Here is a 12755-nt window from a genome sequence, read left to right on the forward strand (position 1 = left end):
CGACCGATGCAAGCCACGCCCGTTCGGGGGTCTTCTTTGCCGCCGTGATCGCCAGCTTCTGCAAGTCCGTGGACTTGGGGTACGGCAGGCCGCCCTTCCGGGCTTCCTTCCGCACCGCGAGAGCGTCGTTGTACACCACCCGGGCACACCCGAACGTCCGGGCCAGCGAGGCACGCTGACCTGCCGTCGGGTAGATGCGATAGGAGTACCGAAGATGCACACAATCAACCTACCGGCCGCCACTGACAACGGCCCGCCTCCAAATCTCCGGAGATCATTCCGCCGCTTCGCGGCTCCGAGTCAAGGCCCCATTCCTCCCCGGCCTGAAGGCCGGGGCATCTTGGGAGATCAAAGGTGATCCGGCTCGGGGCCGGGCCCCTGACCGGCATCGTCGCGGTGGGGGCGCACTGCGACGACATCGCCATCGGCGCCGGCGGCACCCTGCTGACCATGTGCCTGGCGCGTCCCGGGCTGCGGGTGGACGCGCTGGTGCTCTCCGGCGGCGGCAGCGAGCGGGAGCAGGAGGAGCGGGCCGCGCTCGCCGCCTTCTGCCCCGGCGCCGACCTGCGCCTGACCGTCCGCAAGCTGCCGGACGGCCGACTGCCGGCGCACTGGGACGAGGCCAAGGCCGCGGTGGAGGAGCTGCGCGCGCAGTCCGACCCGGACGTCGTGCTCGCCCCGCGCACCGACGACGCGCACCAGGACCACCGCGGCCTGGCGGAGCTGGTGACCACCGCGTTCCGCGACCACCTCGTGCTCGGCTACGAGATCGTCAAGTGGGACGGCGACCTCGGCCGCCCGACGGCCTACCAGCCGCTGACCCCGGAGACCGCCGAACAGAAGGTGCGGCTGCTGCAGGAGCACTACCCCTCGCAACGGCACCGGCCCTGGTACGACCGGGAGGCCTTCCTCGGGCTGGCCCGGATCCGCGGCATCGAATGCCACGCGCGCTACGCCGAGGCCTTCGCCGCCACCAAAGTCACTCTCAACCTGGGGGGTTGAACCATGCGCGTACTGCTGACCGGACACCAGGGCTACCTGGGCACCGTGATGGCCCCGGTCCTCGCCGCCGCCGGGCACGAGGTCGTCGGCCTGGACGCCGGCCTGTTCGCGGGCTGCCTCCTCGGCCCGACGCCCGCCGACCCGCCCGGCCACCGGGTGGACCTGCGCGACGTCACCGCCGAGCACCTGGCCGGGGTGGACGCCGTGATCCACCTGGCCGCGCTGTCCAACGACCCGCTGGGCTCGCTGGCGCCGGACCTCACCTACGACATCAACCACCACGCCTCGGTACGGCTGGCCCGGCTGGCCTGCGACGCCGGGGTGCGGCGCTTCCTGTACGCGTCGACCTGCTCGGTCTACGGTGCCGCCGGCGGCGACGAGCTGGTCACCGAGGACGCCCCGCTGCGCCCGGTGACGCCGTACGCGGAGTCCAAGGTGCGGGTGGAGGACGACCTGCACGCGCTGGCCGACGGCGACTTCAGCCCGGTGTACCTGCGCAACGCCACCGCCTTCGGCTACTCGCCCCGGCTGCGCGCCGACATCGTGCTGAACAACCTGGTGGGCCACGCCCACCTGTCCGGCGAGGTGCTGGTGCTCTCCGACGGCACCCCCTGGCGCCCGCTGGTGCACGCCGCCGACATCGCCCGGGCCTTCACGGCCGCGCTGACCGCGCCGCGGGAGGCCGTGCACGACCGGGCCTTCAACATCGGCACCGAGGCCAACAACGTCACGGTCGCCGAGATCGCCGGGCAGGTCGCCGAGGCGGTGGCCGGCGCACGGGTGGTGATCACCGGGGAGACCGGTGCCGACCCGCGCTCGTACCGGGTGGACTTCTCCCGGTTCCGCGCCGCGATCCCCGGCTTCGACTGCGAGTGGACGGTGAAGCGGGGCGCGCTCGAACTCGCCGACGCCTACCGGAAGTTCGATCTGACCCGGGAGGACTTCGAGCGCCGCTTCACCCGGCTGGCCGTGCTGCGCCGGGCGTCCGAGGCCGGCACCGTCGACGACACCCTGCGGTGGCGCCGGTGACCACGGCCGGGGAGGAGATGCACGCGCTGGTGGAGCGGCTCTACCCGCTCTGCCGGAGCATCACCGGCGACGGGGTGCGCGCCACCCTGGAGATCGTCGGCGAGTACCTGCCGCTGCAGGTGCACGAGGTGCCGACCGGGACGCGGGTGCTCGACTGGACGGTGCCGCAGGAGTGGAACATCCGGGACGCGTACATCGCCGACGCCTCCGGCCGCCGGGTCGTCGACTTCGCCGCGTCCAGCCTGCACGTGCTCGGCTACAGCGTGCCGGTGGCGGCCACCATGCCGCTGAGCGAGCTGCGCGGACACCTCCACACCCTGCCGGAGCACCCGACCTGGGTGCCCTACCGCACCAGCTACTACCGGCCGGAATGGGGGTTCTGCCTCGCCCAGGAGACCCTGGACGCGCTGCCGGACGGCGACTACGAGGTGCGCATCGACTCCACGCTCGCGGACGGCCACCTCACCTACGCCGAGCACGTCGTCCCCGGGCAGGTCGCCGACGAGGTGATCGTCTCCTGCCACGTCTGTCACCCGTCGCTGGCCAACGACAACCTGGCGGGCATCGCGGTGGCGACGTTCCTGGCACGGGAGTTGGCGCAGCGCGGCCCGTGGTACACCTACCGGTTCATCTTCGCCCCCGGCACCATCGGGGCGATCACCTGGCTGGCCCGCAACGCGGAGCGGGTGCAACGGGTCAGGCACGGGCTGGTGCTGGCCTGCGCCGGCGACCCGGGGCAGCTGACGTACAAGCAGAGCAGGCGCGGCGACGCGGAGATCGACCGGGTGCTGCGGCACGTCCTGACCACCTCCGAACGCCCGCACCGCGTCACCGAGTTCACCCCGTACGGCTACGACGAGCGGCAGTACTGCTCGCCCGGGTTCGACCTCGGCGTCGGCTCGCTCAGCCGCACCCCGTACGCCGGGTACCCCGAGTACCACACCTCGGCGGACAACCCGGACTTCGTCCGGCCGGAGGCGATGGCGGACACCCTCGCCGTCTGCCGCGAGGCCTTCGCCGTCCTCGACCGCAACCGCAGCTACCTCAACCTCAGCCCGTACGGCGAACCGCAGTTGGGCCGGCGCGGGCTGTACGACTCGCTCGGCGGGCGAAGCGACGCCAAGCAGGCCCAGCTGGCCATGCTCTGGGTGCTCAGCCTCTCCGACGGCCGGCACAGCCTGCTGGACGTCGCCGAGCGGTCCGGCCTGCCCTTCGACACCGTCGCCGTCGCGGCCGACGCCCTCGAGGGCGCCGGGCTGATCAAGGCGTGACGCCGATGACCACCGAGGGGTTGAAGACGACCGCACCGGCGGCCCGGCCGGGAGCGGCCCGGCCCGTCAAGCGGGGCGTGGTCGGCCGGCTGTCCTGGGGGCTGGCGGACCAGGCGGTCACCAGCATGATCAACTTCGCGGTGGGCATCTACGTCGCCCGCGAGCTGGGGGTGCACGCGTTCGGCGTGTTCAGCCTGGCCTGGCTGACCTACGGCGTCGTGCTCAACGTCTCCCGCGGGCTGGCCACCGACCCGCTCATGGTGCGCTTCAGCGGCGTGCCGGAGGCGGCCTGGCGCGCGGCGGCCGCCCGGTCCTCGGGCACCGCGCTCGCCGTCGGAACCACCCTCGGCGCGGTGTGCCTGCTGGTCGGGCTCGGCCTCGGTGGCGAGGTGGGGTCCGCGTTCGCCTGCCTCGGCGTCGCCCTGCCGGCGCTGCTGCTCCAGGACTCCCGGCGGTTCGCCTTCTTCGCCGCCGGCACCGGGCGGAAGGCGTTCACCAACGACCTGGTCCAGGGCGCCGCGCTCGTCCCGGCCATGGTGGTGGCGGCCCGCTTCGGCACCGTGGCCGCCTTCCTGCTGGCCTGGGGCGCCGCCGCCGCGGCCGCCGCCGGATACGGCTTCCTCCAGTCCGGCGTCCGACCCCGGGTGACCGGAGCCCGCGGGTGGCTCCGCGAGCAGCGCGACCTCGGCTCCCGGTACCTGGTCGAGAACGTCAGCCTCAGCGGCGCCGGCCAGCTGCGGGCGTACGGGCTCGGCGCGATCGCCGGGGTCGGCGCGGTGGGCGCCGTCCGGGGTGCCGAACTGCTGCAAGGCCCGTTCCTCGCCCTGCTGATGGGGCTGTCCCTGGTCACCGTGGCGGAGGCGGCCCGGGTGCTGCGGCAGACCCCCGAGCGGCTCGGCCGGTTCTGCTTCCTGCTGGGCGGTGGGCAGGCCGGTGCCGCCCTGCTGTGGGGCGCGGCGCTGTTGCTGATGCCGGACCGGGCGGGCCGACTCGTCCTCGGCGACGTCTGGCAGTCCGCCTCGCAGCTCATCGTCCCGGCCACGCTCGGCGTCGCCGGCGCCGGCCTCGGCAGCGGCGCGGCGGCCGGGCTGCGCGCGCTCGCCGCCGCCCGGCGCAGCCTGCGCTGCCAGCTGTTCGCCTCCGCCTGCTACCTCGGCGGCGGGCTCGGCGGGGCGGCCCTGGCCGGCACGGTCGGCTCGGCCTGGGGCGTCGCCACCGCCACCGCCTGCGGCTCGGCCCTGTGGTGGCTGCAACTGCGCGCCGCCCTGCGCGAGCACCACGACAACGACATCCCCGAAGTGAGGACGCCTTGACCACCGTGCCCCGGCTGAGCATCGGCCTGCCCGTCTACAACGGCGAGGAGTACCTCGCCGAGTCGCTCGACGCCCTGCTCGGCCAGACCTACGAGGACTTCGAGCTGGTCATCTCCGACAACGCCTCGACCGACAGCACCCAGGACATCTGCCGCACGTACGCCAAGCAGGACTCGCGCATCCGCTACCTCCGGCTGCCCGTCAACGTCGGCGCCGCGCCCAACCACAACTACGTGTTCACCCAGTGCCGCGGCGAGCTGTTCAAGTGGGCCTCGCACGACGACCTGTACGCCCGGGACCTGCTGCTGCGCTGCGTGGAGGCGCTGGACGAGCGGCCGGAGGCGATCCTCGCCCACTCCGGCCAGGCGGTCATCGACGGCGACGGCCGGGTGAAGGTCCCCTACGAGTACGGGCTCGCCACCGACTCGCCGTCCGCGCCGGAGCGCTTCCGCAGCCTGCTGTTCGAGCCCGGCGGCGACGACTTCTACGGGGTGATGCGGGCCGACGTGCTGCGCCGGGTGAAGCCGCACGACAGCTATCACCACGCGGACCGCACCTTCGTCGCCGAGATCGGCCTGCACGGGCCCTTCCACCAGGTGCCCGAGCTGCTGTACTTCCGCCGCGACCACCCCACCCGCGCCGAGCGGGCGAACCCCTCCAAGCGCTCCCGTTGCGTCAACCTGGACCCGCGCCGGGCCGGCCCGCTGCACCCGACGCCCCGTCTGCTCGTCGAGTACGTCTGGGGCTTCGTCGAGGCGATCCAGCGGGCGCCGCTGTCCCCGAAGGACCGGCTCGCCTGCTACCGCCACCTGGCCTCCTGGATGACCAGCCGGGCGCGGCCGGGCGCCGGCGAGCGGGTCGAGGACCGCGCCCCGGTCGTGCCCACCGAGCTGGCCGTCTCCGTCGACGCCCTGGTGGCCGGACGCGAGGGGCGGGGGGCATGAAGCAACGCCCGGTGCGCGTCGGGGTGTTCGGCCTGCTCGGCTCCGGCAACCTCGGCAACGACGGGTCGCTGGAGGCCGTCCTCGGCTACCTGCGCGCCGAGCACCCGGAGGCGGCCGTGGACGCGCTGTGCGGCGGGCCCGAGTTCGTCACGGCCCGCTACCGGATCCCCGCAACCCGGCTGCACTGGTACCGGGGGGAGTACCGCACCGCCTCCCGGGCGGGCGCGATCCTCGGCAAGGGCCTGGGCAAGCTCGTCGACGTGGTGCGCACCGCCGCCTGGGTGCGCCGGCACGACGTGGTGATCGTGCCGGGCATGGGCGTCCTGGAGGCGACCCTGCCGCTGCGGCCCTGGGGCTTCCCGTACGCGCTGTTCCTGCTCTGCGCCTCCGGGCGGCTGGTCGGCACCAGGGTGGCGCTGGTCGGCGTCGGCGCCGCCCCGATCCGCGACCGGGCCACCCGGGCGCTCGTGCGCTGGTCGGCCCGGCTGGCCGCGTACCGCTCGTACCGGGACACGATGTCCCGCGACGCGATGCGGGCCATGGGCGTGGACACCGCGCGGGACGAGGTGCACCCGGACCTCGCCTTCTCCCTGCCGACGCCCGCCGCCCCGGATCCCTCGCCCGGGCGGGTCTGCGTGGGCGTCATGGACTTCCACGGCGGCAACGACGACCGCGCCCGCGCCGGGCAGATCCACCGGCGCTACCTCGACGGGACGACCCGCTTCGTCCGCACCCTGGTCGAGGACGGCCGGCAGGTGCGCCTGCTCACCGGCGACGGCGCCGACGCGGCGGTGGTCACCGCCATCATCGAGGCGGTCGGCTCACCGCTGGTCACCGCCTCCGATGCGGCCTCCCTGACCGAGCTGATGGCGGAGACGGCCGCCGCCGACTCCGTGGTGGCGACCAGGTACCACAACCTGATCTGCGCGCTGAAGTCCGGCACGCCGACCCTGGCCCTGAGCTACGCGGCGAAGAGCGACGCGCTCATGGACCGGATGGGCCTGGGCGCGTACTGCCACCCGGCGCGCGAGGTCGACCCTGACCGGCTGCTGGAGCAGTTCCGGGAGCTGGAGAAGCGGTCGGCGGAGCTGCGGCAGACCCTCGCCGAACGCAACCTCGCCGTCGCCCGCCGGCTCGACCGGCAGTTCACCGCCCTGACCTCGGCCCTCTTCCCGAACTCGCCTAAGGACCCGTCTTGAAGGTCACCGAAGTCCCGGCGATCGCCGGCGCCTACCTGTTCACCCCGACCCCGTACACCGACGAGCGCGGCTTCTTCTGCCGCACCTTCGACGCCGAGGTGCTCCGCTCCGTGGGACTCGACCCCGACGCCTTCGTGCAGCACAGCGTCTCCCGCTCGGTGCGGGGCGTCCTGCGCGGCATGCACCTGCGCTCCGGTGCCGGGGAGGCCAAGATCGTGCGCTGCTCGCACGGGGAGGTGTTCGACGTGGTCGTGGACCTGCGCCCCGACTCGCCGACCTACCGCAACGTGGCCACCTTCGAACTGTCCGGCGAGACGCAGGCCAGCGTCTACATTCCGGCGGGGTGCGCGCACGGCTTCCAGGCGTTGACCGACGCCGACGTCTCGTACCGGATCGACCGCCCGCACGACCCGGCCGAGGACGTGACCATCGCCTTCGACGACCCGGAGCTCGCCATCGCCTGGCCGCTGCCGCCCGTGTCGATGTCCAAGCGGGACCGGGAGGCGCCGAGCCTCGCCGAGGCCCTGCGTTCTGAGGAGAACTGATCCCCATGGCCGTTGACGACTTCCAGCTCCCCAAGTCCCGGGCCGCCAACGAGCGGCTGCACGCCATGGTCCCCGGCGGCGCGCACACCTACGCCAAGGGCGACGACCAGTACCCCGAGCACCTCGCCCCGGTCATCAGCCACGGCCGCGGCGCCCACGTGTGGGACGTCGACGGCAACCGCTACGTCGAGTACGGCTCCGGCCTGCGGTCGGTCAGCCTCGGCCACGCCCACCCGCGCGTGCTCGAGGCGGTGCGGCGGGAGCTCGACCGCGGCAGCAACTTCGTCCGGCCGTCCGTCGTGGAGGTCGACGCCGCGGAACGCTTCCTGGCCACGGTGCCGACCGCCGAGATGGTGAAGTTCGCCAAGAACGGCTCCGACGTCACCACCGCCGCCGTCCGTCTCGCCCGCGCCGTCACCGGGCGCGCGCTGGTGGCGGTCTGCGCGGATCACCCGTTCTTCTCCGTCGACGACTGGTTCATCGGCACCACGCCGATGGACGCCGGCATCCCCTCGGCGATCACCGACCTCACCGTCTCCTTCCCCTACGGGGACCTGGCGGCGACCGAGGAACTGCTCACCCGCCACCGGGGCGAGATCGCCTGCCTGATCCTCGAACCCGCCGGCCACACCGAGCCGCCGCCCGGATACCTCGCCGGCCTGCGCGAACTGGCCGACCGGCACGGCTGCGTGCTGGTCTTCGACGAGATGATCACCGGCCTGCGCTGGTCCGAGGCGGGCGCCCAGGGCCTGTACGGCGTCGTCCCCGACCTCTCCACCTTCGGCAAGGCACTGGGCAACGGCTTCGCCGTCTCCGCCCTGGCCGGGCGCCGCGACCTGATGGAGCGCGGCGGGCTGCGCGGGGACGGCGACCGGGTGTTCCTGCTCTCCACCACCCACGGCGCGGAGACCCACGCGCTGGCCGCCGCGATGGCCGTGCAGGCCACCTACGTCGAGGAGGGCATCAGCGCCCGGCTGCACGCCCTCGGCGAGCAACTGGCCGCCGGGGTCCGCGAGGCCGCCGCCGGCATGGGCGTCAGCGAGCACGTCGTGGTCCGGGGCCGGGCCAGCAACCTGGTCTTCGCCACCCTCGACGGGGAGGGTCAGCCCTCCCAGGAGTACCGCACCCTGTTCCTGCGCCAGCTGCTGGCGGGCGGAGTGCTGGCCCCGTCGTTCGTGGTGAGCAGCGCACTCGACGAGGCCGACATCGCCCACACCGTCGACGCGGTGGCCGCCGCCTGCGCGGTGTACCGCAAGGCCCTGGACGCCGGAGACCCCACCCCCTGGCTGGGCGGGCGGCCGGTGAAGCCGGTCTTCCGCCGCCGCGCCTGACCTACCTCCCCTTGTCCACTACCCACCGACCAGCCAGGCGGCCGCCGGCACCACCGCCGCCAGCGCGGTGCACCAGCCGCCCAGCGCGTCGGTCGGGGTGGTGCGCGCCCATCACCCCTCACCTTCGACACCCCCAGCCCACGAGGCTGACAGGCAACGCCCCGCCCATACGCTCGGCGGACCTGACCAAACGTCGGTGCAACCAGCCAGGAGCGGCCGTACGCTGTGCGGATGGAGCGAGCTGCAGTGACTTCGTTTCGTGCGGTGGTCTTCGACTTCCTCGGCGTCCTGACGTCGAACATGGTCGAGGTCATCACGTGGTTCGAGAACCGGGAGCGGATCGCCCCGGGGACGTTCCTGCGTGCCTGGTCCGACCCGCGGGGGCAGGACCTGTTCCGGAATCTTGAACTCGGCCGGACAGCCAGGAGGACTGGAACACCGGGTTCGCGGCCCTGATGGACGTGAAGCCGGACAACCTGCTGGCGAGGTACCTTCACGACGCTTTTCCGACGTACCAGGTTCTCCAGGTCGCGCGGCAGGCCCGTGCGGCGGGGGTGCGGACGGCGGTACTGTCCAACAGCCTCGGCCGGCAGCCCTACGACCCGTACGCTGGTTTCGACCTGCACGGCACCTTCGATGCGGTGGTGCTGTCGGCGGAGCATGGTGTCCGCAAGCCCGAACCCGAGGCGTTTCAGGTCGTACTGGAGCGCCTCGGTGTCAGCGCCGAGGAGTGCCTGTTCGTGGACGACAGTGAGGAGAACCTCGTCGCCGCCCAGCGGCTCGGCCTCACCCCTGTGCTGGGGCTGGACGAGGACGTGGTCGTCCGACGGCTACGCGAACTTCTGCACCTGCCCAGCCTCTAGTCCACCCTTCCGCGTGATCAAAAGGTAGCTAGCGCACCACAGGGATCTTCCCGGAGCGCCAGTCGGCCAGCCGCTTGCGGATGTTCGACACCATCGGCAGCCCGTCCGTCTCGATCGGGGTGAACCACGCCACCTCGTAGGACTCGTCGGACACCCGCAACTCCCCACCGAGCGGGCGTCCGAGGAGGCAGATGGAGAACTCCTGGCGGACCTCGCCGTCGTCGTAGGCGAACACGTGGCGGGGATCGGTGTAGGTGCCGACGATCCCGGTGATCTCGATGTCGATGCCGGTCTCCTCGCGCGTCTCGCGGACACCGCAACCGGCGAGCGACTCACCGATGTCCATCTTGCCGCCGGGCAGGGCCCACATCCCGTTGTCGGTGCGCCTCTGGAGGAGAACACGGCCCGCATCGTCGACCACGACGACGGACGCGGCCGGGACGAGCGAGTTCGCCTTCGGGGCGTCGGGGTCGTCCTCGTAGTCACGCCTGGGCATGATCCACCACCTCCGCTGCCAGGGTCGTCCATACGTCCCGCCCCTTCGTCCACAAGTCCTCAACGTGGCCCGCGAAGCGATCGAACACGCCGTCGTCCTGGGCCCGCCTGAGATGCATCATCGGAGCGTCATGGCCGATCCTACCTGGCAGCAGTGGCGTGACGATCATGTCGTCGTCGAAGCGGAAGACACTGAGTGAGACGTGCGCGGTCTCGTATCGTGCCTCGATCGACGTGTCCCGCAGCTTGGCCAACTCCGACAGGGTGACCTCGATCCGGGTCGAAAGGCTCAGCGGTACATCCTCCTCCAACTCGCGCTGACGGGTGACCGGATGTCCGGGCTCACCAAGGATGAAGCGGACCTGGACGCCCGCCGCCGCCTTCTGTCGCAGCAGGCTGCCGAAGTTCGCGTGCTCCAGCCACAGGAAGTAGTTGGTGTACCCGGCGAACGTCAGCTCCTGGGTCGCTCCCTTAATCAGTTGACGCCACAGCGAAGCCGGTGCCGCCGACCGGTACGGGTACATCTGCACCGCCGACCTGCACGGCCACGCCGATGTCCGCGTCGCCGTCCGTTCCGGCAAGGTCGTCGCCGGCGGCCTCGGCCTGCTCATCCCGCAGTACTTCGGCGGCTCCCCGGTCCCCAGCGCCCTCCTCGCCGCCGGCTGCGTCGCCCCTGAAGAACGCGGCGACCGCCTCGCCGCCCGCATGGTCCATGAACGCCTGCGTCCCCTGCGCGAACGCGGCGCCGTCATCTCCACCGTCTCCACCCTCTCCAACGGCCACGCCCGGCACCTGGGCTGGCAGGCACCCGCCCCGGTCCACGCCCACGCCGTACGCGCCGACGACCTCAAACGCTCCTTCACAGCCGGGGACTTCCACATCGAACACGGCGACGGACCGGGCACCCACGCCCTGCAACGGAACCTCGCCCGCCGCTGGAACGCTCCCCTCGAACGCCCCACCTGGTGGCAGGACTGGAAGAACGCCAAGAACAACCTGACCACCTACCGCTTCCACCGCTCCGGCCAGCCGACCGCCGGATGGCTCTCCCTCACCACCAACCGACGAGAGCGCCACGGCACCGACCTCACCGTCCACGACTTCTGGGCAGACGACCACGACTGCGCCGCCGCGATGCTCGCCTTCCTCGGCCGCCACCACAGCCGCACCGAGACCATCCACTTCCGCCGCGGAGCCCTCCCACCCGCACCCCTGCTGCTGCACAACCTCCACCGCTACCAGGTCACCACCCAAGCCTGGCACCCATGGATGCTGCGCATCCTCGACCCCCAAGGCGCGGTACGCCTGCGCGGCTGGCGCCACGACATCGACCTCGAACTGCCCATCGAGATCGGGCAAGCAGGCCCCCGCACGACGCCCCACCGCTACCTGCTACGCATCCGCGCCGGCACCGGCGACCTCACCCCCACCCCGGACGAAGGCCACGTGACCCTCACCACCGGCCAGTTCGCGGTGTGGTACGCCGGAGGCTGGTGCAGCCCCGAGACGGCCCGCCTCTCCGGCGTCCACATCCGTTCCGACGCCGCCCTCGCCGGGCTTCTCGAGGCAACAGCCGGTGAGGTCCCCTGGCTGCCCGACCACTTCTGAGCCCACGGAAGAAGGCGATCCGGTGCCGGGCCACCCCAGTTGCGGCGGACCAGTGCCGCTTGGTCCCGTTCCTGCGCCGGCTCCTCGCGGGCGGAGTGCTGGCGCCGTCGTTCGTGGTGAGCAGTGCGCTCGACGACGCCGACATCGACCACACCGTCGACGTGGTGGCCGCGGCCTGTGCGGTGTACCGGAAGGCACTGGACGCCGCCGACCCCACGCCCTGGCTGGGCGGGCGGCCGGTGAAGCCGGTGTTCCGGCGGCTGGCCTGACTGACCGTCAGTTACGCTGCCGCCGCTGCTCGGCCGCCCGGTCGACCAGCCAGGCGGTCGCCGGTACCACCGCCAGCGCGGTGCACCAGCCGCCGAGGACGTCGGTCGGGTAGTGCGCGCCCAGCGCGACCTGCGCCCAGCCCATCGCCGCACCGGCGAGCAGTGCCGCGGCGAGCACGAGCAGGGTGCCGGCCGTCCGGCCGCCGCCGAGGCTGAGGCCCCCGCCTCGATGGGGCCCGTCCTGGCCTCGGCGGCGCGTCGCGAGCATCGCCAGCACCAGGGCGAGCGCGGTGGCGAAGGCGGTGTGCCCGCTCGGGTAGGACAGGTTCCCGCCGTGGATGGTGCGCCCCGCGAGGTGCTTGAGCAGCGTCGCCGCCCCCACCGCCAGGCCGACGCCGGCCACGGCGAACACCGCCGCGCGCGGACGCCGGAGCAGCAGGCAGCCCGTCACGACGGCCCCCACCAGCGCCGCCGCTCCCACCGGTTCCCCCAGCGAGTCCATGGTCAGGGCGACGGACCGCCACGGCGTCCCCGGGCCGTAGACCGCCGCACCGATCCGCGCGTCCACCCGGCCGGGCCCGTCGTCGCCCGCGTACCGGATCCCCAGCACGAGGACCACCAGCGCGGCGAGGCCCGCGACCAGCCTGAGCCTCATCGTTCCCCAGCCGGTCGGTCGGCCGGTCGGTCGGCCGGTCGGTCGGCCGGGCGAGGGCCGAGGACGGCCTCCAGCAGACGGCGGTTCGACGAATGGAGGCCGGGCCGCTCCTTCTTGATGTCGTAGTTCTGCATCAAGGCGCATCTCCCGCGTGTGATGGGTGGGTTCGCCGGGGGCCATCCTAGGGAGTCGTGGCGGCCGGCCAGGCCGCCCGCTTCCCCGGGTTCCCCG

14 protein-coding genes and 2 pseudogenes are annotated in these 12755 nt (G+C 72.8%); 12 read left to right on the forward strand and 4 right to left on the reverse strand.

Annotation, left to right across the window (positions count from 1 at the left end; genetic code table 11):
• Nucleotides 1-151: 151 nt before the first annotated feature.
• Nucleotides 152-220, reverse strand: a pseudogene (locus ACWCYO_RS11130) (helix-turn-helix domain-containing protein); the annotation flags it as partial.
• A gap of 134 nt (nucleotides 221-354) precedes the next feature.
• On the opposite strand from ACWCYO_RS11130, the gene ACWCYO_RS11135 reads away from it, so the two are divergent.
• The 10 genes from ACWCYO_RS11135 to ACWCYO_RS11180 all read left to right on the forward strand — a co-directional run bounded on the left by ACWCYO_RS11135 (nucleotide 355) and on the right by ACWCYO_RS11180 (nucleotide 9497).
• Nucleotides 355-1002 (forward strand): PIG-L deacetylase family protein, encoded by a 648-nt coding sequence (locus ACWCYO_RS11135; RefSeq protein ID WP_449784043.1) that lies wholly within the window; start codon nucleotides 355-357, stop codon nucleotides 1000-1002.
• A gap of 3 nt (nucleotides 1003-1005) precedes the next feature.
• Nucleotides 1006-2031, forward strand: coding sequence for an NAD-dependent epimerase/dehydratase family protein (locus ACWCYO_RS11140; RefSeq protein WP_449784044.1), 1026 nt, complete (start codon nucleotides 1006-1008; stop codon nucleotides 2029-2031).
• Nucleotides 2019-3302, forward strand: a complete 1284-nt coding sequence (locus ACWCYO_RS11145) for a DUF4910 domain-containing protein (RefSeq protein ID WP_449784045.1) — start codon at nucleotides 2019-2021, stop codon at nucleotides 3300-3302. The genes ACWCYO_RS11140 and ACWCYO_RS11145 overlap by 13 nt, the downstream gene beginning before the upstream one ends.
• A 5-nt stretch (nucleotides 3303-3307) precedes the next feature.
• A complete protein-coding gene (locus ACWCYO_RS11150; RefSeq protein ID WP_449784046.1) occupies nucleotides 3308-4615 on the forward strand; it encodes a hypothetical protein in 1308 nt (435 codons plus the stop codon).
• Nucleotides 4612-5559 carry a glycosyltransferase family 2 protein gene (locus ACWCYO_RS11155; protein ID WP_449784047.1) on the forward strand — a complete coding sequence of 316 codons (948 nt, stop codon included), beginning with the start codon at nucleotides 4612-4614 and terminating at the stop codon, nucleotides 5557-5559. The genes ACWCYO_RS11150 and ACWCYO_RS11155 overlap by 4 nt, the downstream gene beginning before the upstream one ends.
• Nucleotides 5556-6758, forward strand: a complete 1203-nt coding sequence (locus ACWCYO_RS11160; protein WP_449784048.1) for a polysaccharide pyruvyl transferase family protein — start codon at nucleotides 5556-5558, stop codon at nucleotides 6756-6758. The genes ACWCYO_RS11155 and ACWCYO_RS11160 overlap by 4 nt, the downstream gene beginning before the upstream one ends.
• Nucleotides 6755-7303, forward strand: coding sequence for a dTDP-4-dehydrorhamnose 3,5-epimerase family protein (locus ACWCYO_RS11165; RefSeq protein WP_270141425.1), 549 nt, complete (start codon nucleotides 6755-6757; stop codon nucleotides 7301-7303). Before ACWCYO_RS11160 ends, ACWCYO_RS11165 begins: the two co-directional genes overlap by 4 nt.
• A gap of 5 nt (nucleotides 7304-7308) precedes the next feature.
• Nucleotides 7309-8634: a glutamate-1-semialdehyde 2,1-aminomutase gene (locus ACWCYO_RS11170; RefSeq protein ID WP_449784049.1), complete on the forward strand. Its 1326-nt coding sequence runs from the start codon at nucleotides 7309-7311 to the stop codon at nucleotides 8632-8634.
• A 246-nt stretch (nucleotides 8635-8880) separates the two neighbouring features.
• Complete coding sequence (locus tag ACWCYO_RS11175; protein ID WP_270141423.1) at nucleotides 8881-9090, forward strand: hypothetical protein; 210 nt, start codon at nucleotides 8881-8883, stop codon at nucleotides 9088-9090.
• Nucleotides 9090-9497 (forward strand): HAD-IA family hydrolase, encoded by a 408-nt coding sequence (locus tag ACWCYO_RS11180; RefSeq protein ID WP_449784050.1) that lies wholly within the window; start codon nucleotides 9090-9092, stop codon nucleotides 9495-9497. Before ACWCYO_RS11175 ends, ACWCYO_RS11180 begins: the two co-directional genes overlap by 1 nt.
• A 28-nt stretch (nucleotides 9498-9525) precedes the next feature.
• Here the strand turns inward: ACWCYO_RS11180 and ACWCYO_RS11185 are convergent, their stop codons facing one another.
• Together ACWCYO_RS11185 and ACWCYO_RS11190 are read right to left on the reverse strand one after the other, a co-directional pair.
• Nucleotides 9526-9993: an NUDIX domain-containing protein gene (locus tag ACWCYO_RS11185; RefSeq protein WP_270141420.1), complete on the reverse strand. Its 468-nt coding sequence runs from the start codon at nucleotides 9991-9993 to the stop codon at nucleotides 9526-9528.
• Complete coding sequence (locus tag ACWCYO_RS11190; protein WP_449784063.1) at nucleotides 9980-10516, reverse strand: hypothetical protein; 537 nt, start codon at nucleotides 10514-10516, stop codon at nucleotides 9980-9982. The genes ACWCYO_RS11185 and ACWCYO_RS11190 overlap by 14 nt, the downstream gene beginning before the upstream one ends.
• A gap of 13 nt (nucleotides 10517-10529) precedes the next feature.
• Here ACWCYO_RS11190 and ACWCYO_RS11195 point away from each other — a divergent pair, with 13 nt between their 5' ends.
• Both ACWCYO_RS11195 and ACWCYO_RS11200 read left to right on the forward strand, forming a co-directional pair.
• Nucleotides 10530-11600 carry a GNAT family N-acetyltransferase gene (locus ACWCYO_RS11195; RefSeq protein WP_449784064.1) on the forward strand — a complete coding sequence of 357 codons (1071 nt, stop codon included), beginning with the start codon at nucleotides 10530-10532 and terminating at the stop codon, nucleotides 11598-11600.
• Nucleotides 11601-11668: 68 nt separating this feature from the next.
• A pseudogene (locus ACWCYO_RS11200) lies at nucleotides 11669-11869 on the forward strand (glutamate-1-semialdehyde 2,1-aminomutase); the annotation flags it as partial.
• 7 nt (nucleotides 11870-11876) lie between these two features.
• Here ACWCYO_RS11200 and ACWCYO_RS11205 read toward each other — a convergent pair.
• Entirely contained in the window at nucleotides 11877-12524 is a 648-nt protein-coding gene (locus tag ACWCYO_RS11205; protein WP_449784051.1) for a phosphatase PAP2 family protein, read from the reverse strand.
• Nucleotides 12525-12755 lie beyond the last annotated feature (231 nt).

It is taken from the genome of Kitasatospora sp. NPDC001683 (genome assembly GCF_053596495.1).